This window comes from Planococcus sp. A6 (assembly GCF_028823615.1).
Classification (GTDB): Bacteria; Bacillota; Bacilli; order Bacillales_A; family Planococcaceae; genus Planococcus.
In genome coordinates this window covers 1-18,869 of sequence record NZ_JAPEHT010000064.1, presented here as the reverse complement: position 1 = coordinate 18,869, position 18,869 = coordinate 1, and the positions used below count along the sequence as shown (strand labels likewise).

General features: G+C 49.3%; 22 protein-coding genes. 6 read left to right on the top strand and 16 right to left on the bottom strand.

Features of this window, described 5'->3' with window-relative positions:
* Positions 1–522, top strand: a 522-nt coding sequence (locus ON064_RS10860) for a hypothetical protein (protein ID WP_274624777.1), incomplete at its 5' end; no start/stop codon positions are given.
* 268 nt (positions 523–790) lie between these two features.
* On the opposite strand, the gene ON064_RS10855 is transcribed toward ON064_RS10860, so the two are convergent.
* From ON064_RS10855 to ON064_RS10820, 8 genes are all read right to left on the bottom strand, one after another.
* Positions 791–1,549, bottom strand: coding sequence for an SDR family NAD(P)-dependent oxidoreductase (locus ON064_RS10855; RefSeq protein WP_274624776.1), 759 nt, complete (start codon positions 1,547–1,549; stop codon positions 791–793).
* Between the two features lies 1 nt (position 1,550).
* On the bottom strand, positions 1,551–2,489 hold the full coding sequence (locus tag ON064_RS10850; protein WP_274624775.1) for a 3-hydroxyacyl-CoA dehydrogenase family protein: 939 nt from the start codon (positions 2,487–2,489) through the stop codon (positions 1,551–1,553).
* 81 nt (positions 2,490–2,570) lie between these two features.
* The gene (locus ON064_RS10845) at positions 2,571–3,887 is read right to left on the bottom strand and encodes a GntP family permease (protein WP_274624774.1); all 1,317 of its coding nucleotides are present in this window, start codon (positions 3,885–3,887) and stop codon (positions 2,571–2,573) included.
* A 31-nt stretch (positions 3,888–3,918) separates the two neighbouring features.
* A complete protein-coding gene (gene hisD / locus ON064_RS10840) occupies positions 3,919–5,199 on the bottom strand; it encodes a histidinol dehydrogenase (RefSeq protein ID WP_274624773.1) in 1,281 nt (426 codons plus the stop codon).
* A gap of 129 nt (positions 5,200–5,328) precedes the next feature.
* Positions 5,329–6,315, bottom strand: coding sequence for a LacI family DNA-binding transcriptional regulator (locus ON064_RS10835; RefSeq protein WP_274624772.1), 987 nt, complete (start codon positions 6,313–6,315; stop codon positions 5,329–5,331).
* A 630-nt stretch (positions 6,316–6,945) separates the two neighbouring features.
* Complete coding sequence (locus ON064_RS10830; protein WP_274624771.1) at positions 6,946–7,272, bottom strand: hypothetical protein; 327 nt, start codon at positions 7,270–7,272, stop codon at positions 6,946–6,948.
* Between the two features lie 49 nt (positions 7,273–7,321).
* On the bottom strand, positions 7,322–7,768 hold the full coding sequence (locus ON064_RS10825; protein ID WP_121300347.1) for a DUF4385 domain-containing protein: 447 nt from the start codon (positions 7,766–7,768) through the stop codon (positions 7,322–7,324).
* 86 nt (positions 7,769–7,854) lie between these two features.
* Positions 7,855–8,520, bottom strand: a complete 666-nt coding sequence (locus tag ON064_RS10820) for an alpha/beta family hydrolase (RefSeq protein ID WP_274624770.1) — start codon at positions 8,518–8,520, stop codon at positions 7,855–7,857.
* Between the two features lie 139 nt (positions 8,521–8,659).
* Here ON064_RS10820 and ON064_RS10815 point away from each other — a divergent pair, with 139 nt between their 5' ends.
* Both ON064_RS10815 and ON064_RS10810 read left to right on the top strand, forming a co-directional pair.
* Positions 8,660–8,914 (top strand): hypothetical protein, encoded by a 255-nt coding sequence (locus ON064_RS10815; protein WP_121300345.1) that lies wholly within the window; start codon positions 8,660–8,662, stop codon positions 8,912–8,914.
* Positions 8,915–8,938: 24 nt separating this feature from the next.
* Entirely contained in the window at positions 8,939–9,499 is a 561-nt protein-coding gene (locus ON064_RS10810; RefSeq protein WP_121300344.1) for a maltose acetyltransferase domain-containing protein, read from the top strand.
* Positions 9,500–9,553: 54 nt separating this feature from the next.
* On the opposite strand, the gene ON064_RS10805 is transcribed toward ON064_RS10810, so the two are convergent.
* From ON064_RS10805 to ON064_RS10795, 3 genes are read right to left on the bottom strand one after another with little or no spacing between them, the layout of a single operon-like run.
* A complete protein-coding gene (locus ON064_RS10805) occupies positions 9,554–10,051 on the bottom strand; it encodes a methylated-DNA--[protein]-cysteine S-methyltransferase (protein WP_274624769.1) in 498 nt (165 codons plus the stop codon).
* Positions 10,048–10,950: a DNA-3-methyladenine glycosylase family protein gene (locus ON064_RS10800; RefSeq protein ID WP_274624768.1), complete on the bottom strand. Its 903-nt coding sequence runs from the start codon at positions 10,948–10,950 to the stop codon at positions 10,048–10,050. Before ON064_RS10800 ends, ON064_RS10805 begins: the two co-directional genes overlap by 4 nt.
* Positions 10,943–11,518 carry a bifunctional transcriptional activator/DNA repair enzyme AdaA gene (locus ON064_RS10795; RefSeq protein WP_274624767.1) on the bottom strand — a complete coding sequence of 192 codons (576 nt, stop codon included), beginning with the start codon at positions 11,516–11,518 and terminating at the stop codon, positions 10,943–10,945. The genes ON064_RS10800 and ON064_RS10795 overlap by 8 nt, the downstream gene beginning before the upstream one ends.
* A 219-nt stretch (positions 11,519–11,737) precedes the next feature.
* On the opposite strand from ON064_RS10795, the gene ON064_RS10790 reads away from it, so the two are divergent.
* Positions 11,738–12,316, top strand: coding sequence for a biotin transporter BioY (locus ON064_RS10790; RefSeq protein WP_274624766.1), 579 nt, complete (start codon positions 11,738–11,740; stop codon positions 12,314–12,316).
* A gap of 98 nt (positions 12,317–12,414) precedes the next feature.
* Here ON064_RS10790 and ON064_RS10785 read toward each other — a convergent pair whose 3' ends face one another.
* Complete coding sequence (locus ON064_RS10785; protein ID WP_274624765.1) at positions 12,415–13,404, bottom strand: NAD(P)-dependent alcohol dehydrogenase; 990 nt, start codon at positions 13,402–13,404, stop codon at positions 12,415–12,417.
* A gap of 50 nt (positions 13,405–13,454) precedes the next feature.
* Complete coding sequence (locus ON064_RS10780) at positions 13,455–13,688, bottom strand: hexameric tyrosine-coordinated heme protein (RefSeq protein WP_274624764.1); 234 nt, start codon at positions 13,686–13,688, stop codon at positions 13,455–13,457.
* Positions 13,689–14,043: 355 nt separating this feature from the next.
* Here ON064_RS10780 and ON064_RS10775 point away from each other — a divergent pair, with 355 nt between their 5' ends.
* Positions 14,044–14,895, top strand: coding sequence for an SDR family oxidoreductase (locus ON064_RS10775; RefSeq protein WP_274624763.1), 852 nt, complete (start codon positions 14,044–14,046; stop codon positions 14,893–14,895).
* Positions 14,896–14,952: 57 nt separating this feature from the next.
* Here the strand turns inward: ON064_RS10775 and ON064_RS10770 are convergent, their stop codons facing one another.
* From ON064_RS10770 to ON064_RS10760, 3 genes are all read right to left on the bottom strand, one after another.
* Positions 14,953–15,987 carry a hypothetical protein gene (locus tag ON064_RS10770; RefSeq protein ID WP_274624762.1) on the bottom strand — a complete coding sequence of 345 codons (1,035 nt, stop codon included), beginning with the start codon at positions 15,985–15,987 and terminating at the stop codon, positions 14,953–14,955.
* A 191-nt stretch (positions 15,988–16,178) separates the two neighbouring features.
* Entirely contained in the window at positions 16,179–17,162 is a 984-nt protein-coding gene (locus tag ON064_RS10765) for an ornithine cyclodeaminase family protein (RefSeq protein ID WP_274624761.1), read from the bottom strand.
* Positions 17,163–17,189: 27 nt separating this feature from the next.
* Positions 17,190–18,500: an MFS transporter gene (locus ON064_RS10760; protein WP_274624760.1), complete on the bottom strand. Its 1,311-nt coding sequence runs from the start codon at positions 18,498–18,500 to the stop codon at positions 17,190–17,192.
* A gap of 181 nt (positions 18,501–18,681) precedes the next feature.
* Here ON064_RS10760 and ON064_RS10755 point away from each other — a divergent pair.
* On the top strand, positions 18,682–18,869 hold a 188-nt coding region (locus tag ON064_RS10755; protein ID WP_274624759.1), incomplete at its 3' end, for a helix-turn-helix domain-containing protein.

Genomic DNA, 18,869 nt, shown 5'->3' with positions numbered 1-18,869 from the left:
TTTTCTGTGGAAAAGTGTATAGTGAAAAAAGTGGTTGGAAGAGCTTCTGCTTTTCGACTGCGCTGCACGGGGGCTACTTGGGGCTCGCAGGGTGCGGGTCATGCAGCTGGTGCGACAGGACATCGCGCTTACTGCGGGAGCTCAACCCAAAGCCGGGCGGCGGCGAATAATAAGATGAACCCCCAACTGGATGGCGAAAACAATTCTACTCCCAAACTCTCACTATCTACTCATAAATTGTGCCGGAATATGATTTTCCCACTATCCTTATCTACACACGCCCAGAAAGGAAGGGGAGCCAATACACAATCGATAAAATATCACGTCATCTTCATTCCGCAAATAAACCTCTTGGTTCTACAAACAAACCCCTTCATTCCACAAACAAATCGCTTAATTCTACAAAAGAATCGCTTGATTCCACAAACAAACTGCTTAGTTTCACAAAAACCTCTTGGTTCCACAAAAGAATCGCTTGATTCCACAATCATACCCTTGCTATCTTTACCTATACTTGCCTAGGGAAGCGATTTCCCCGCTAGCTGGTAACTGCTTAGTGAGGCAGATCTACCTAAACAACCTCCATGCAATGAAATCTCTCAGCTGCCTAGCGCCAAGGGTGAAGCGAAGCAGTAAGACAAGTGTCCTTCTTGGCTTACTGTGGGAGCTCAACCCAAAGCAAGGCAGCGACTATATTGCAGAAGCATCAATAGAATCCAAAAACACTTCCACACCCAAACCCTCGCTATTTTCAACTACACATCAACAAAGAAGCACGAAACCACTCTTCTTAAATCGCTGTCCAGCCGCCGTCGACTTTGATAGTCTCGCCGGTTACGAAATTCGACAGGTTCGATGCCAAATACAATACTGCGCCCGATGTGTCTTTCGGCTGCGACAGGCCGTCGAGCAGGATGCGGCGGTTAACGTCTTCTTTGAATGCGACGTCTTCGAATTGCTTCTCCGTGAATTCGGTCTCGACGAATGTCGGCGCAACGGCGTTGACGCGGATGCCGTGCTTGGCCCATTCGACCGCGAGCGCTTTCGTCATTTGCACCATGCCGCCCTTGCTCGAGCAATAAGCCGCCCGCTTGATATAGCCGACAAACGCCATTTGCGATGCGATGTTGATGATGCGGCCGCTATTTTGCGCGAGCATGTATTTCGCTGCTGCTTGGCTCGCGAAAAAGGCCGACTTTAAATTCAAGTCAAGCACCGTATCCCAATCTGCTTCCGTTACGTCCATCGCCGGTTTCGCGATATTGACGCCGGCGTTGAGCACATCGATTGTGCCGAACTGAGTGGCGGCAGTGTCGATCAACTTTTTCACTTCATTAATATCACTCAAATCCCCGGCGACCGCGATGCAGTTCGGGTTATGGGCGCGCAGTTCTTCGAGCGTGGCATCGAGCGTTTCTTGATTTCTTCCGGAAATCGCAACGTTTGCGCCGAGTTCGGCGAACGTCAGCGCGATGTCTTTGCCGAGGCCTTTGCTGCCGCCGGTGACGACGACCGTCTGTCCTTTCAGTTCCGAGAAATAGCTATTCATCTTAGCCCTCCTGTTCCAAATCGTTTTTCAAAAACTGGATCAAGGTCTGTTCGCGTTTGCGGTTGATCCCCTCAGACACTTCCGGCTCCCAGTTGTAGAAGCCTTCGCCGGTTTTATCGCCGAGCTTTTGCTGTTCGACCAACTCCGACAAAATTTTTCCGGAGCGCTGGTCGTTCGCTAACTCTTCGAATAAATAATTCGAGATGGCCGAAAACACATCGAGCCCACCCATATCCGCTGTCATTAAAGGCCCTGTCACCGGCAGCCGCCGCCCGATGCTGTAGGTGACCGCCGCATCGATGTCTTCCTTGCTCGCAGCGCCCGCATCCAATAAGGCTTGCGCTTCACGAAACAACGCGTATTGCAGACGGTTTCCGATGAATCCCGGCAGTTCTTTGTTCAACAAAATCGGCTTTTTATTCATCAACTTTAATAAAGCCATCGTGCGCTCGGTCGTCTCCACTTCGGTCTGTTCGCCATTAACAACTTCGACCAGCGGAATCAAATGTCCTGGATTCCAGAAATGAGCGACAATGAAGCGGCCTGGATGCGCCATCTCCTCAGCGAGCAGTGAAGGCTTAAAACCGGACGTGTTGCTCGCGATGAGAACAGTAGGTTCGACTAAGCTTTCCAGTTGTTTGTACAACTCGCGTTTCAATTTCAGATTTTCAGGGACGACTTCCAGAATGAATGTCGCCTCCCGCACCGCGTCTTCAAGCGATGTCGTAAAACGGATTCTCTCACGGATTTCCTGCGCTTCATTTTCATCAAACAAACCATTATCGGCCATGACGGCAAGTTTCTGCGCCAAGCCTTTGTCCGCATTCGCCACGTCTTGTTCGTTGATGCCGTAAACGGTCAGCGTCTGGCCGGACCAGGCGGCGGATAGCGCGATAGAATGGCCCATCGTCCCAGCTCCGAGTATTGTTAGTTTCTCCATATGAATGCACCTCTTTTTTGAATGGATGATATAAGGAAACCCAACAACTTCCGGTTGGGAGAGTTGTTGGGTACGTAAATCTTATAGACCGATCGAGAACAAAATCACAGCGAGTACCGCACCGAGAAGTGGCACGACAACGGACAATGCGCCGAATGCCGGGTAAGCGTCGCGGTGGGTTTCCCCTGCAATCGAGCGGATCGTCGTGACGACATAACCGCCTTGAGGCAAGGAATCAAGCGAACCGGATGAAATCGAAACGGTCCGGTGCAAAGCTTCCGGATCGACGCCCATATCGAGATAATGAGGCGCGAGCAAAGGAAGCGCAATCGCCTGTCCGCCAGAAGACGAGCCGGTGAGACCCGCGATAACTGCGACGGCTAGTGCCCCGCCGATCAATGGGCTGCCCGGGATGCCGGTCATGACATCAACAGCCGCTTCAAAAGATGGCGTCGCTTTGACGACTCCACCGAAGCCGACGACCGCAGCCGTGTTGGCGATTGCGATGACCGCTCCCATCGCACCGTCGCCGAGCGCTTTGCTCAAGTTGCGGATGAATTTAATATTGATCAAGCAAGTTGAGATGATCCCACCGGTCAAGGCGATGATCAACGCGGAAGTGCCAAGCGAATCATGGAAAATATACGAGAAACCAAGGACGATCAGCAGTGGAAGCATGCTAAGGAGCGGGTTCGGCAACTCCTTACGTGATTCGTTGTTCGGGTCTGTCGGGCGCGACTCGAACTGTTCACCTTTCGATTTCGCTTTGTTGATCATTTTCGTCAGCCACCAATAGCCGAAGACCATCATGAAGACCGCGACGATTGCACTGACTTCCCAGCCAGCGTATGGCGAAGTGCCGAGGAATTCAATCGGGATCCAGTTTTGGATTTCCGGAGATCCGGCAGACGTCATCGTGAATGTCGTCGATCCGAAAGCAAGTGCCGCTGGAATAAAGCGACGCGGCAAATTCGCTTGTTTAAAGAGGCTGAGTGCCATCGGATACACCGAGAAGGCAACGACGAACAAGCTGACGCCGCCGTATGTAAGGACCGCACAGGCTAGAACGACTGCGAGTGCCGCGCGTTTCATCCCCATCTTGCCGACGATCCAACGCGATACGCTGTCAGCAGCGCCCGTGTCTTCCATCACTTTCCCAAAAATCGCCCCTGTCAGGAACATCAAATACCAGGACGCGATAAAACCGGTGAAGCCATCCATGTAATTCGTCAAATAATTGGCCGCCCCTTCTCCCGCAAGCTGCGGGAATAAAGGCAAACCGTTCAATACTGCCACAAACAATGCCGTCAGCGGAGCTGCAATTAGTAAGTTCATGCCGCGCATCGTCAGGACAATGAGTAAAATCAATCCACCAAACATGCCGATCAAACCGAGCATCTATTATTCCTCCCATACCACCTAAATAGAATTAGTTCTTGCCGTATCTTCTAACGCGGAGGAGTGCCTGCTCGGCATGTCCTGCGAAATTCTCCAATTGGCACAAGCGCGCTGCATATTCCCCGATATAGGCGCTCGCTTCCGGTGTCGTCACTTTCTGGTATGTGACGGTCTTGATGAACTTCCCAACCCATAGCCCGCCGGTGTAGCGTGCTGCGCCTTTTGTCGGCAAGGTATGGTTCGTGCCGATGACTTTGTCGCCATATGCCACGTTCGTTTCTGGCCCGAGGAACAAGCAGCCGTAATTGGTCATGTGCTCGAGGAAATAGTCCGGGTCTTCCGTCAGGATCTCGACGTGCTCAAATGCCAAACGGTCCGCTTCGATGCGTGCTTCTTCGATCGAATCGACAAGCAAGATTTGACCGTAATCTTCCCAAGACACGCGCGCGACGTCTGCTGTCGGCAAGGTTTCCAATTGGCGGTCGATTTCTTTCACGGTTTCATTCGCTAGTTCTTCGGAAGTCGTGATCAATGCGCCTGGTGAAGTCGGTCCGTGCTCGCCTTGCCCGAGAATGTCGGTTGCGACCATTTCAGCATCCGCCGTATGATCGGCAACAACCAAAGTTTCGGTCGGCCCTGCGAACAAGTCGATGCCGACGCGGCCGTAAAGCTGGCGCTTCGCTTCCGCAACAAACGCGTTGCCTGGCCCGACGATCATATCGACCGCTTCGATCGTTTCCGTGCCGATCGCCATCGCGCCCATTGCCTGAATGCCGCCAAGCAGGTAAATTTCATCCGCTCCGGCAAGGGACATCGCTGCGATAGTCGCATGCGGAATCTCGCCGTTAATTGGCGGTGTGCACGCGATGACGCGTTTGACGCCTGCCACTTTCGCCGTCAAGACGCTCATGTGAGCAGAAGCGACCATTGGATAGCGCCCTCCTGGAATATAGCAGCCGACACTGTTGACCGGGATGTTTTTATGTCCCAAGATCACGCCTGGAATCTGTTCGACTTCGATATCATTTAAGGAATCAAGCTGCGCTTCAGCGAACGCTTTGATGTTCTTTTGTGCGAACTTGATATCTTCGATGACGCTGTCTGGAACTTTGGAAACGATTTCATTTATTTCCGCATCCGACAAGCGGAACGATTCAGGTGCCCATTTATCGAATTTCTCGGATAGTTCGCGAACTGCAGCATCCCCGCGCGTTTCAACATCTTTCAATGCATCCGCGACAATCTGCGATACTTTTGAGTCATTTGCGCTCACTTCTTCTTGTGATTTACCTGCTTTCAATACTTTGACCATTATGAAAACCTCCATCTCTGATTTTTTGCATACGTATTCAAAATGCGATAAAGCGCTTTCTTGAATACGTATGCAAATATGACGTTAAGAACAAGAATATTTTAATTATTAAAGAAAGTCAACCACTAATTAAGTGGTTTTCCTTTCCACAAAGCTTCCTTCCACTTCGACAGCCCGCGCCTGGCCTGTGTATTCACCGATTTCCCCCAGCAAATAATTGACCGTTTCATCGACCATCTTTTCGATCGGCTGCTCCCACGTCGTCAGTTCATACGCTGGCCAAGAAGCCATGTCGATGTTATCGAATCCAATTACTTTGGCCTGTTCTGGAATCTTCACTCCCTGCTTACGGAAAGCGTCCATGACACCGAGTGCCATGATGTCGTTTGCCGCAAACAAAGCAGACGGGATTTCACCTTCTGACAAGATTTTCTGCGCAGTTTCGTAGCCTCCGTTATAGCTGAAATCCGAACTGTACTTTTTGTATGCGATGCCTCGCTGTGCCAACACTTCCGCAAATCCCTGTTCGCGCTCTCGGCTCGTCGAGGTGTCTTCATTTCCAGAAATATACACCATCGGCCCCGTTCCGCTTTCCGCTAAGTATTCCGCGATTTCCCGGCTGGCGTTCAAGTTATTGCAGCACACTGAGTGGAAATGGCTGCTCGTCAATTTGCGGTTGAAGAAGACCAGCGGGATGTGGTTCACCTGGAATGCTTCTGCGACGTTCATCGACATGGACGCATCAGTGATGATGACTCCTGCCACATTGTAATTGAGCAAGGTCTCAATATCTTCGCTTTGGATTTCGTCATTATTAGTATGGACGAACAACACGCTATAGCCGTGCTTTTTGAATGACGTGGTGAATTGCTTGAGGACTTGCGGATAGAAGGGATTCTGAACGCCTTTCATGACTAGCCCGATGATTTTTGAACTGTTGGTGATCAGGCTTCTGGCGTATTCATTCGGCCGGTAACCGAGCTCTTCGGCCGCGGCCAGCACTTTTTGGCGGGTTTTTTCAGTGACTTTCGCTCCGTCGAAAAACACTCTGGACACAGAAGACTGTGAGACTCCTGCGAGCTTTGCGACATCCTTGGCATTGACAGTCGATTTCATATCAGTTCATCCTTTTCCGTTGATCTGCTTGGCTTTCAGATTACACCATCCCTTGTCATTTTGCATCTGTTTGCTGAGAAATGAATATGTGGAGATGCTTCATCCTAGGAAGCGATTCCCCCCAACTATTTATAGGAGCAGATCTAGCGAATCACACTTCTCTCAGTGAACTCTTTCAGCCGCTGAGCGCCAAGGGTAAGTCGATGCCGTAAGACAAGTGCTCTTCCTGGCTTATGGCGAAAGGCCAACCCAAAGCACGGCGGCGAATAGTAAGATGCATCCCCCACCGGATGTCGAAAACAATTCGACTCCCAAATGCTCACTATCTACTCAAAAACATGCCGGTAAGCGATTTCCCCACTATCCTTATCTACACACCCCCGAGAAAGTAGAAGCAGCGAATACACAATCGATAAAATAGCACATCATTTTAGTTCCACAAATAAATCGCTTCATTCCACAAACAAACCGCTTAGTTCCACAAACAAACCTCTCTATTCCACAAATAATCGCTTCATTTCACAAAAAAATCTCTTTATTCCACAAACAAATCGCTCCATTCCACAAAAAAACCGCACCCGATCGGATACGGTCCCACTATTCTTGCACTGAACTCTTCCTGAACACATCTCAGCTGCCGTCTTGCCGTTTCGCGAGAAGCACGTCGGGATCTTCATTGCTTGTATAAACTTCAGCGCCTTCAGCGAGGAAGTTGGATGATAAATCAGCGCTTGGCATGACTTCCGGTGCTGTCGACTGGGTGACGGCGCCAAGCCGTGTCGACTCGCTGTATTCGCTGCCTTCCAGTTCGCCTTCCCACAAATACTCTTCGCCTTCCACGATTAAAATGCCGGCATAGGACCCGGTCTCTTCGCCATTGCTGAAAGTCTGTTCGCTGCATGCCCCGAGCAACAGCAGAGCGGCAATCAAGGCCATCGTTTTCCAAAACCGATTCATTCGCATACTCCCCCTTTCGTCTCGTTTATTCGACGTTTGATGAACCGCTTCAGCCGTATTTTTTCTGGTGTTCTTTTTTGCGGCGCAAATAATCCTCGTCTTCGCGGATTTCGTCCCATCGTTTTTTGAAGATCGCAGCGGACTCGGCTTTTTCTTCGTCAATCTCGCGGTCCTTGATCGAGCCGTCTTCGTTGTATTTGCGGCCGCCTTTGTAATTCGTGTAACGCCTTGCGCGGGTGTAGCCCATTTGGATGAATTTGCGGGCCATGTCCATGCCGACAAAATCATCCTTTTTGCGGTATTCTTCGAACAGCTCCGAAATCTTGTCGCATGATTCCTGCGCGATGTCCGGCGTCTTGAATCGCCAATGGGGCAGGATTTCACTTTTATACGGTTCCACCATCAACACGCCTTGCTCGCCTTTGCCGACGCGGTACAGTTCGGGATTCTTCCGCAAGTCCAAATTCTTATAGTCCAGATCGTAATCGAATGCCATGCTGCACCCTCCTTTTGGAGAAACTATACCCTGTCGCGCTGCTTAAAAAACGGCATAACAAAACCGCCTCAGTGGGCGGCTGTTCGTCAAGCGTGTTCGATGCTCTTTTTCGAGAATGCGTGGATATCGGTGATGACGTCCTTTAAGACATCGATTGATTTCAACGGATCTCCGATGAAGTCCATTCCGTGGTTGACGTCTTTTAAGACGTGCGAATCCAACTCCTTATTGGCTTGGAGTTCTTCCATCCGGCCGCGGTCGTAATAATGGTCTTTGTCGCCGATAAAGCTCAGCGCCGGATTCTGGCAGTTTTTCATCGCTTCGAAGATGTCGTGGTGCTTGATGAGCGGTGTCAGCCAGACGGTTTTCGCGCCTTTGAATTTCTTGCGCTCGAGTTCATTGGCAAGCGCGATCGTGCCGAGCGACTTGGCGACGAGGAAGAATTTTTCATAGAGGCTGCCTTTCAATACTTGGTCGATTACTTGCTTGACGTCGTATTTGACCGCTTCTTCAATTTCCGCCATAGTGTACTCGTTGTAAAGCGGATTGTTGTAATCGTAATTGATGCGCAGGATGTCGTATTCCTGTTCCGCAAGCAGCCGCTCCGTGTAATGAAATAGCGGGCTTTTCGCTGTATAGCCGATGCCCGGCAGGAAAATCGCGAGTTTTCTCGTTTGGTCTTGGTTCAGGACGAGGCTGTAGTTGATTGCTTGGCCTTTATCCGTTGTAATGGTTCGGTTGATCGTTTTCATTGTTTCCACTCCTTTCCTATATTATAAAGTTTTTCATGTTAATTGCATGTAAATTTTTCAAAGAATTCGAAAACTTCATGATGGCTCTTTTTTCTACTCTGTTATAATATCCATATCATGAAAGTTGGAGGCGGGTCTCATGTGGAAAGGCATTCGCTGGACTGCGTTTTCGGTCCTATTGGCCATCAGCATCCTATTTGCCGTCAAAGGCGTCCAAGTGTGGCTGATGCGCCATGCCACAGAACCGGTCGCGATCCATTTTTATTTTTTTGAAATCGCTGAATCGGTGCTGCCGGGCAATCTCGTGTCCTATGCCGTGGCGTTTTTCGTCGCGGCATTCATTACCGCAGTCGCGGGATTTGCCTTTATCGCGAGGCGGTTATTCGGATTTTAATTTGAGCTGGAAAGAGGGATTTTGATGCATACAGAAAAAGACAAAATGCTGGCTGGTGCGCTTTACCGGGCGGATGATCCGGTACTTGTGCGTGAGCGCGTCAATGCGAAACGGCTATTGCGCTTATTCAATAAATCGATGGAAACCGACAGCCAGGAGCGCAAGCGTTTCATGAGCCAATTGCTCGGCTCGAGCGGCGACCATTTATATATCGAGCCGAACTTCCGCTGTGATTACGGCTATAATATCCATGTCGGGCATAACTTCTTTGCCAATTTCGACTGTGTCTTCCTCGATGTTTGCGACATCCGCATCGGCGATAACTGCTTGGTCGGGCCTGGCGTCCACATCTATACGGCGACCCATCCGCTCGATATCGAACAGCGGCTGAGCGGTGTCGAATTCGGCAAAGCGGTGCGCATCGGCAATAATGTGTGGATCGGCGGGCGCGCTGTCATCAATCCGGGTGTCACAATCGGCGACAATGCCGTCATCGCATCCGGCGCGGTCGTCGTCAAAGACGTGCCGGCGAACACCGTCGTCGGCGGCAATCCGGCAGTCGTCATCAAGACCATCGAAAGCTAATCTGAAAAAAAAATAGGAAAGGGAAGCAAATCGATTGGATTTGCTTCCCTTTTTTTATGACTCCATTGTTTGGCCGTTCCGTACCGCTTGCTCATGCTTTAATAGCCATTCTTTGCGGGGCAAGCTGCCGGCGTATCCCGTCAATTTGCCATTCGACCCGATGATTCGGTGGCACGGGATGATAATGCTGATCTTGTTTTTGCTGTTGGCATTCCCCACCGCCCGAACGGATTTCTCGTTGCCGACAGCTGCCGCGATATCCCGGTACGAAGCCGTTTCTCCGTAAGGGATGTCCGGCAATGCCGCCCATACTTTTTGCTGGAATTCGGTTCCGGAAGAAATGCACGGCACGGTGAATTCCGTTCGTTGCCCTTTGAAATATTCGTCCAATTGCTGTAAAGCGTCTTTCAGCACTTGTGGCGTGTCCGGTTGCACCGCATGCAGCGGCTGCTCCCGTTCGCTGAAATAAAGCGATACGATGGCTTGTTCGGTTCCGGTGATTTCAACGACGCCAATCGGCGATGGATAATCCACTTGATGCAGTCTATTCATAATAATACCCTCCATAAGTAAAATGTTGCGTACGCTTGCCAGCCTGTCCAGTTTTCGGCTAACTTCTCAATCTCGGCAATGCTCGGTTTTTGTTCCATCCCCAATTGATGCTTCAAGGCATTATGCAATCCGACGTCCGATATCGGAAACGCGGAGTTGAAGCGCAGGCATTTCATCATGACGTAGTGTGCGGACCATGGCCCGACGCCCCGTATCGCCACCAATTGTTTTTCTACTTGCTGCTCGGTTTTGCCGGTGAGCTCATCTTTTACGAGACGCCCATCAGTGATTTGCTCGGCGATGTGGATGATGTATTCCGCTTTTCTCCCCGAAAATTGCAGCGTTCTTAATTGTTCTACTTCCAGCGATGCGATTCTTTCAGCGGATGGAAAGGCCCAATACTCGACGCCGCCTACTGTATGCGAAGTGCCGAAATGTTCGATTAAGCGCTTTTTCAACGTATAGGCGAAAGTCAAATTGATCTGCTGGCCGGTGATGGCCCAAACGAACGCTTCAAATAAATCGGGCATACCCATTATCCGCAGTCCCGCGTGCCGCTCCACCACTTCCCGGAGAACCGGGTCACTTGCCGCCATCGCATAAAACGGCTGCAGGTCTGTTTCCAGGTCGAACCAATCCTTCACATATTGGACAACTGCCTGTTTCCCTTGTTCAGTCGGTGGATGATGAAGAAATTCGATATGCAAGGCACTGCCGGAATGACTCAAATCGAATAAGGCCATTTCATCTTCAATCGCCAACAGCTTGGTGAGGCGCTCATCCTGAATTGTGTGAAGCAGCTCTTGATCAGAACGCCCGAGAATGGCCAAGCATTCTGTGAAATTAAAATCTGCCGGCGTTGGGATTTTTAGCCACTGTGTTTCCGTTTCGCTATCCATTCCGCCCCGCTCCTTTCTCTTTCCGGTATTGGCCCGGGGATTGCTGTTTCAGCTGCCGGAACACTTTATAGAAATGAGACGTGCTTTGAAAGCCGGTCTCCAGGCAAATCTCCAAATTCGTTTTGTCGGTGTTCGCAAGTAAATATGCCACTTTGTCGATGCGGATTTTCTCCAAATAACAACGCGGCGTTTCGTCTGTTTCCTGCTTGAACAGCCGGTCCACGTACGATGGGCTCATGCCGATATGGGCGGCTACTTCTTCCAAGCCGATTTTTTGCTCGTAATGATCTGTTAAAAAAGCGATGACTTGCTGTGTGAATTCCACATAAGGCGATTGTTCGATTTCAGGCTGGCATCTTTTGCATGCCCGAAATCCGCAAGTCTCCGCTTCTTCAATGGAAAAACAGAATTCCACGTTGCGCTTTTTCGGCTTGCGCGATCGGCAGGACGGACGGCAATAGATCTTCGTCGTTTTCACGCACGTGAAAAACAAACCGTCGTATTTCCGGTCGCAATCCAGGATCTTCTCCCACATCTCATCGAACGTGAACTTCGCTTCCATTTCCATGGCCGCCGCCTCCCCTCTTTTCTCTATCTTATCTCTTCTCATTTTATCATTACAGTTTCCAGTATTCGTCCTCGTTTTTGCACTTATGGTCTGAAGCTGTGTAATTCCGCTTGTTGTTGATTGGCCAAAAGTTTATTGACACCTTCTTCACCCTTCCGATATTATTGAGTTAACTTATTTTATAAATTAGTTAACTCAATGACGAAGGGACGTTTTTACATGGCTCACTCAAACAAAAAATTGCGGATGATGATCGTGACATCTTTGTTCGCCGCCATTATCGGCATTCTCGCTCAAGTCACCATCCCATTGCCGCTCGTGCCGATTACCGGGCAGACTTTGGCGATTGGGCTTGCCGCCACGATTTTAGGGGCGCGTTATGGCACGCTATCCATATTGGTGTATCTGGCAATCGGTGCTGCCGGAATCCCGGTATTCGCACAAATGTCAGGAGGCTTGGGCAGTTTGTTCGGGCCGACGGGCGGCTATTTGTTCGGCTTCATCCCGACCGCTTTTGTCATCGGCTATTACTTGGAGAAGATGGGCTTTACGGTCATGAACGCCATCGTCGCCAACATCCTCGGCATGTTCGTAGCTTTAACGTTCGGAACGGTTTGGCTGAAGGTCTTCGCGGAACTTTCCTGGACTGGCGCCTTTATGGGCGGTTTCGCGCCTTTCGTTCTCGTCGGCGTCATCAAAGCCGTGCTCGCTGCGTGGATTGGCATTTCGGTAAGAAACCGTTTGGCCTCGGCGAAGCTTTTGCCTAGTTTGGAAGCACGTAATCATTCTTCTTTATAAATAGCTTCATATTATTAAATTGAATGGGAGAGTCAAAACCGGCGTTCGGTTTCGACTCTCCCTTCGTTTGAACAATAAGCTCGGACCTGGTAGCGTTGCTAGTCACCAACAGCCGCAAACTCATCAGGCTTTATCACATTGATCACTACATTTCCACGCTTATGCCCCGTTTCCACGTACCGATGGGCTTCAGCCACTCGATCTAAGGGATAGCTTCGGTCGATGACGGATTTGAGCTTTCCGGCTTCAATCAATTCATTCAAAAAAAGCAAATCTTCCTTGTGCATGGGCGCTAATCCGCTGATCAATTTCTTGCCGCCTCTGATCGAGGTTGAAATCATCTGTGCAAATTGAGGCACACCTGCGACCGTCGCTAAGTAAACTCCCTTTTCAGTCATGACGCGCTTGCATCTAGCGAAGGAAGTTTTCCCTACTGTATCAAAGATCAGGTCATAGGATTTAGTTGAATCAGTAAAATCCTCCAAGGTGTAGTCGATCGCGTAATCAGCCTCTAATGATTTCACCAATTCAATATTTTTGCCACTGCACACCGCTGTCACCTCTGCGCCGAAAATTTTAGCCAACTGGACGGCATAAGTGCCCACGCTGCCCGACGCACCATAGATCAACACTTTTTGCCCTTTCTGGATATGCCCCTTATCCCGCAGGAAAAACAAAGCGGTGGTGGCGCCAAAAGGAACAGAGGCCGCCTCTTCGAATGTCATATTTACCGGTTTGATGGCAATGGCGCCTTTTTCTTTGATGCATACGTACTCGGCATTTGCGCCGAGTTTTGTATTTGTTCCGCCCACTACCAAATCCCCTTTTTTAAATGACTTGACGTTTCCCCCTATCTCTTCGACTTCTCCGGACAGTTCAGAACCCAGTATCCCGATTTTTGGTTTTTTCAATCCATAGAACAACCTGACAGCAAATGGATCCGCCCCTCGCACTTTGCAGTCTCCAGAAGTAACTGTTGTTGCATGAACCTTAATCAATACTTCATCTTCTTTCGGGCTCGGTTTCTTCACTTCCTTCAGGACCATGACTTCCGGCGGCCCATAGGTTTCGTGGACACTGGCCTTCATTGGCGAACTCTCCCTTCGTAACTAGGCTTCAAGGGTCTCGTTGCATTGAATCAATCATTCCAGTAATTATTGGCTGCTGCCACTGTTTGAAAATGAATGGCCACGACTTGGGAAGCAAATGTTAAACTGTCTGCATTATTGGCGTATACAGGACGCAGCTTTTTCCGTACGTTTTCATCCGGTTGAGTCATCCCTACGGCTTTGCGTGCCAGTTTCACTGCTAACTTATAGCCTTCTTCCGGCGTCTCTGTCTTCAAGGTTGGCAGCCATGATTCTTCGGTCATTTAAATTCCTCCTTTGATTTCCCATCAGGTTTATCCTGTGCTTCATTTCCAAATAACTGTGTAGCCGTTCTTAACCATCTCCTCCGCTCTTGTGGCCTTAAAATCGCTGTCAGGAAATGCATTATAATGCTTCAATACCCTTTTTACAGAATTTTAAGATAATAAATTCGTAGCTCATCTATATACAGCTAAACTATATATAAAATTAGTTAATAAAACTTCCCGGCACAAGAGATCGGAATTGTGCCGAACTGGTGAGTAGCGTTTATGTCTGTTTAAGTGAAGTGTCACCCGGGTATGCCATGGAAGTATAAGTAAAAACAATCGTAACAAACAACCCGAGGAGGAATTTAGAATGGCAAACGAAAAAATACTGATCACCGGTGCTGGCACTGGATTCGGCAAAAATATTGCATTCAGCTTAGCGGAAAAAGGCAAATCCGTCATCGCGGGTGTTGAAATCATTTCACAGGTTTCTGCTTTGGAACAGGAAGCGAAAGAGCGCGGCGTATCGATGCAAATCGAGAAATTGGATGTCACGAACCCGAAAGATCGCGAAAAAGCGTGGGGCTGGGACATTGATGTATTGGTAAACAATGCGGCAGTATCTGAAGGCGGATCGCTCGTCGACATCCCGGAAGAAAACCTGCGCCACCAATTCGAGGTCAATGTCTTCGGCCCGGTACTACTGACGAAAGGATTCGCGCGCCAAATGGTCGAAAAACGCTCCGGCCGCATCGTCTTCGTCTCTTCTGTATCCGGCTTGATGGCAGACCCGTTAATGGGGCCATATTGCAGCACGAAACACGCGACTGAAGCGTTCGCAGATTCCTTGAGCAAAGAGCTGCAGGAATTCAATGTGGAAGTGGCGACGATCAACCCAGGGCCATATTTAACAGGCTTTAATGACCGCGAGTTTGAAACGTGGAAAAACTGGCAGTCTGATTCGGAAAACACGGTATTCGACTACGAGAAAGCCGCTTTCCCTTACGAACAATTTGACCCGAAAGAAGTCACTGAGCCGTCGGTAAAAGTGATCCTTGGCGAAACGAATCAATACCGCAACGTCATCCCGGAAAAAATGATTCCACAAGTCAAAGAACGCATGGAAGCCATGTGGAGCAAAACGACTACTGAAGGGCTGGGCGAGCGCAATGAAACCGTACAGAAATCCTACGAGATCGAACCAGGCACTCCAGCTGAATAATGTGTGAATGTGAAAAGCCCAGAGATACGATCTCTGGGCTTTTTTCTGGGTAAATCTTTACTTCACCGCAAACGGGTACGTGGTGCTTTCTTCTAAAGTTTCGTTTATTAAACGGAGTTCCTCTACGCCAAAGTCAAGGGCTGCCAGTTGCATGGCGTTCGCAAAGACGATCAGGTCAGGTTCTGTGATTGTCTCTTCATCTGATGTGAAACGAACTGTAGCTGTCTCGTCTTCAAGTGAAGCGTCAACCACTTCCAATCCTTCCACGATGGCTGATGAGTATGCGGCTCCTTCCTGATCCGCTGTCTTCATCGCTTCTATCGTTTCAGCGAAGGACAACGGCTCTCCGTTCTCATCCGCCACTCGCTCTCCTACTTCTGCACCTGCTAAGAAGTTCGTCTGTTCCAATTCTTTATCGTAGCTTGTGTAGTAGCCGCGCGAAACACCTCTTTCTTCTTCAACGATCATGGGCGCATCCACTAAGCGTTGAGCCACCGTGACATTCTCTTCTCCCTCGGGATTCGTAAACACAATTTCTTCAATGCCATATAAATCGCTGATGCCAAACAACGAGCTATAGAAAAAATTCGTTTGCGCAGAAGTTGTGGATAATGCACTTCCCTCTTCAGTAAATTTCACGTTAAGCGTCGGCATATCCACAGTCAGCTCAGCATAAGATCCCAGAATTTCTTGTGTGGAAGGGTCGTTTTCAATCAGGGATTGTATTAAACTTTCTTCAAATTTGCCTTCTTCATTTTCATCCCGTTCAATATTGAATGCGGTAAGATAGCCGGTTTCTGTGACATAGGCATGGGTCTCGATAAAATAAGATGGACTCGCCTGAGTTTCTTCAAAGCCATCTGAAGCATCGGCATCTGGCTGATCGACAGGTTCATCCGACGCTTCTTCGTTCTCCTTGTCCTGGCTATCTTCGTTACTTTCCTGTGCCTCAACCGTTTCTTCTTCATCAGGTGTCGTTTCACTTGGAGAATCCGTTTCCTCTGTGCTAGCCGGTGGATTTTCAGTTCCTTGGCAGCTTGTGAGTAAAAGTGCGGCGAAAGTCATTCCGGCCATTTTGTTTATATTCTTCACTCATAACGCCTCCTTGTTATTCACGTACCCCATCCACCGATCCCTAAAAGCTATTAAGTGTATTTTTTCCAGATTAAATGTAAAAATGCATATATATGGATTTCAAAATCATTTACCACAAATATGCATAATGCATATGATTTTAAAAAACTGCCCAGAAAATGAATTTCTGGGCAGTTTTGCATTTTCGTTTACAATTCAACATCCGTACCAAACTGATCGCCCTGCGCTTTTTGGTAAACACCTTTCGCGACAGCTAAATCGAAATACGCCGCCCCGACACATTTGAAGAATGTGATCTCTTCATCCGTCTCGCGCCCTGATCGCTGTCCCGTCGCGAGTTCAGTCAGTTCTGCATGGAGCTGGTCAAATGACCAATTGCCTGAATTTGCGGCATGGATCAATTCCCCTGCCTCGTCTTGAACGCCGGCGAGATCGTCTGCGATAATTTTATCCGCCCGCGCAATTGTCGTTTCGTCCATCTCACGCATATGCGGCAAATAAGAGCCGACACCGTTGATGTGCGTGCCTGGTTTCAAATCACTGCCGTCAAATACCGGTTCAGTCGATCGTGTGGCACAAGCGACGATGTCCGCCGCTTCAACAGCTTGTTTGGCACTTTTTGCGATTTCGATTCCAGCCTGGACGCCGAATGCTTCCAATTGTTCTTTAAAACGCACAGCCTTTTCTTCTGTACGGTTAAACAGCAAGATCGTTTCGATGTCCCGGACTTCGAGCACGCCGAGCACTTGCTCGAACGCCATGGCGCCGGTCCCGATAACTGCGAGCACGCGGCTGTCTTTTCGTGCAAGGTGGTCCGTCGCGATGGCACTCAGTGCGCCCGTGCGGAGGCGCGTCAAATAGGATGCGGTCATCATCGCAACATGTTCGCCATTCGTCGCATCGGATAATAAAATCACTCCTTGCGTCGTTGGCTTGCCTTGTTTCGGATTGTCCGGAAAAATGGTCACCACTTTGACGCCTGCTAATTCTTCTTGTTTATCGGCACTCGGCATGTACAAAGCGGATGCTTGCCGCTCCGGAAAATCAATGACGGTGCGGTGGGGATTGTCGATTTTTCCTTGCTGCTTGGCGTGAAGCAATGCGGTGACATCTCCAATCGCATCACTCATTTTATAGCTCTGTTGGATTTGCTGTTCGTTGATGATTTTCATGAGTCCCTCCTAAAGAAAAAGAGCCGCTTATGCGCGGCTCTCTTTTGCAATTGTTGCGGCTGGATGCGCCGCTTGCTGTTGTTTCAAATCTTTAACTGCCCAGATGGATGCGAGCGAGATCAAAGCGGTGAAGATGATGTAAATCGCCACCGGCACATACGAATTGTCGAAGCGCGCCAGAAGCGCCGTCGCGACTAGAGGTGCGGTACCGCCTGCAAGCGCAGCACCAATCTGGTAGCCGAGCGTGACGCCAGTATAGCGTACTTTGGCATCAAAAATCTCAGAGAACATCGTGCCAAGGACGGCGGTGATCGGTGCCCAAATGACGCCGAGGCCGATAATTGTTGCTAGCACAAGCATGAAGACGGAGCCTTGGTGGATCATCCAGAAATACGGGAACGCAAATAGAGCCATCGCTGTTGCTCCCGTAATATACAATTTTTTACGGCCGACACGGTCAGACAGAGATCCCATCACCGGAATCAAGATCGTCGTAATGATTGTGGCGATCATGACTGCACCGAGTGTCGCGGTCCGTGAAAATCCAAGATTGGTCGTGGCGTAGGAAACGATGAACGTCCCGAAAATATAGAACGGCGCAGTCTCGACAACTTTTGCCCCGATTGCGATCAACACCTCACGCCAATGGTATTTCAAAGTTTCAACGATAGGTACTTTCGGAATTTCGCCAGATTCCTGAACCGCTTTGAATTCTGGTGTTTCATCGATGCCTTTACGGATCCACAAGCCGAAGACGACGAGCAACGCGCTCAAGATGAACGGCACGCGCCAGCCCCAAGTCATGAAGGCATCGTTTGGAAGTAAGGTCATGACCCACAAAGCAAGGGTTCCGAGAACAAGCCCGATGGTAACGCCCATCTGCGGGATGCTTCCGAACAAGCCGCGTTTTTCAGGCGGTGCATATTCAGTCGCAAGCAACAGTGCGCCTCCCCATTCGCCGCCGATACCAAGTCCTTGGACGAGACGCAACGTAATCAGCAAGATCGGCGCCCAAATGCCGATTGCTTGGTAAGTCGGCAATAAGCCCATGCCGAATGTTGCGATCCCCATCAAGCTAAGCGTTATGACCAAGGTTTTCTTGCGGCCAATGCGGTCGCCGACATGGCTAAAAATGATTCCGCCGAACGGACGGATGAAGAAAGATAAAGCAAATGATGCATATGCCAGCATTAAGCCCACGGTCGGATCTTCATTGACAAAAAATAATTGGTTAAAGACCAGTGCAGCCATCGTCCCGTACAGGAAATAATCAAACCACTCAATTGAGCTCCCCACAAGACTCGCTGTCAGGACGCGGCGTGTTGTTTTCTTATCCAAACTGATTTCCCCCTTTAAGTTGTAAAATTGAAGTGACACTTTAATTTCTCCCTGGGAATAGTTTAGATAACTATTAATTTTCTGTCAATAAGATATTGAAATTAATTTCAACGGCATTTGCCCCTCTTCTCTCGCCTCCTGTATGATAAAAAGAGCATGTAGAAAAAGTGAGGAATCTGTTATGGCTGATCCATCCATCGGCACGACTTTAAAAAAGCTGCGCAAAGAACGCAAGCTGACATTGAAACAATTGGCACAAGAAACGGGTGTCTCGATCAGTTTCCTGTCCCAAGTGGAACGCGGCAAATCGAGCGTCACATTGGAATCGCTCAGGAAAATCGCCGACGCGCTTCATGTCGACCCAAGCGT

What these genes read in the sequence shown, in the direction of transcription:
- ON064_RS10780 (WP_274624764.1), bottom strand. Translation starts at nt 13,688, where the DNA reads ATGACCGAAGAATCATGGCTGCCAACCTTGAAGACAGAGACGCCGGAA.
- ON064_RS10830 (WP_274624771.1), bottom strand. Translation starts at nt 7,272, where the DNA reads ATGAATCGGTTTTGGAAAACGATGGCCTTGATTGCCGCTCTGCTGTTG.
- hisD (WP_274624773.1), bottom strand. Translation starts at nt 5,199, where the DNA reads ATGGTCAAAGTATTGAAAGCAGGTAAATCACAAGAAGAAGTGAGCGCA.
- ON064_RS10800 (WP_274624768.1), bottom strand. Translation starts at nt 10,950, where the DNA reads ATGGATAGCGAAACGGAAACACAGTGGCTAAAAATCCCAACGCCGGCA.
- ON064_RS10845 (WP_274624774.1), bottom strand. Translation starts at nt 3,887, where the DNA reads ATGCTCGGTTTGATCGGCATGTTTGGTGGATTGATTTTACTCATTGTC.
- ON064_RS10825 (WP_121300347.1), bottom strand. Translation starts at nt 7,768, where the DNA reads ATGGCATTCGATTACGATCTGGACTATAAGAATTTGGACTTGCGGAAG.
- ON064_RS10790 (WP_274624766.1), top strand. Translation starts at nt 11,738, where the DNA reads ATGGCTCACTCAAACAAAAAATTGCGGATGATGATCGTGACATCTTTG.
- ON064_RS10855 (WP_274624776.1), bottom strand. Translation starts at nt 1,549, where the DNA reads ATGAATAGCTATTTCTCGGAACTGAAAGGACAGACGGTCGTCGTCACC.
- ON064_RS10835 (WP_274624772.1), bottom strand. Translation starts at nt 6,315, where the DNA reads ATGAAATCGACTGTCAATGCCAAGGATGTCGCAAAGCTCGCAGGAGTC.
- ON064_RS10815 (WP_121300345.1), top strand. Translation starts at nt 8,660, where the DNA reads ATGTGGAAAGGCATTCGCTGGACTGCGTTTTCGGTCCTATTGGCCATC.
- ON064_RS10775 (WP_274624763.1), top strand. Translation starts at nt 14,044, where the DNA reads ATGGCAAACGAAAAAATACTGATCACCGGTGCTGGCACTGGATTCGGC.
- ON064_RS10820 (WP_274624770.1), bottom strand. Translation starts at nt 8,520, where the DNA reads ATGAAAACGATCAACCGAACCATTACAACGGATAAAGGCCAAGCAATC.
- ON064_RS10795 (WP_274624767.1), bottom strand. Translation starts at nt 11,518, where the DNA reads ATGGAAATGGAAGCGAAGTTCACGTTCGATGAGATGTGGGAGAAGATC.
- ON064_RS10850 (WP_274624775.1), bottom strand. Translation starts at nt 2,489, where the DNA reads ATGGAGAAACTAACAATACTCGGAGCTGGGACGATGGGCCATTCTATC.
- ON064_RS10785 (WP_274624765.1), bottom strand. Translation starts at nt 13,404, where the DNA reads ATGAAGGCCAGTGTCCACGAAACCTATGGGCCGCCGGAAGTCATGGTC.
- ON064_RS10765 (WP_274624761.1), bottom strand. Translation starts at nt 17,162, where the DNA reads ATGAAAATCATCAACGAACAGCAAATCCAACAGAGCTATAAAATGAGT.
- ON064_RS10810 (WP_121300344.1), top strand. Translation starts at nt 8,939, where the DNA reads ATGCATACAGAAAAAGACAAAATGCTGGCTGGTGCGCTTTACCGGGCG.
- ON064_RS10805 (WP_274624769.1), bottom strand. Translation starts at nt 10,051, where the DNA reads ATGAATAGACTGCATCAAGTGGATTATCCATCGCCGATTGGCGTCGTT.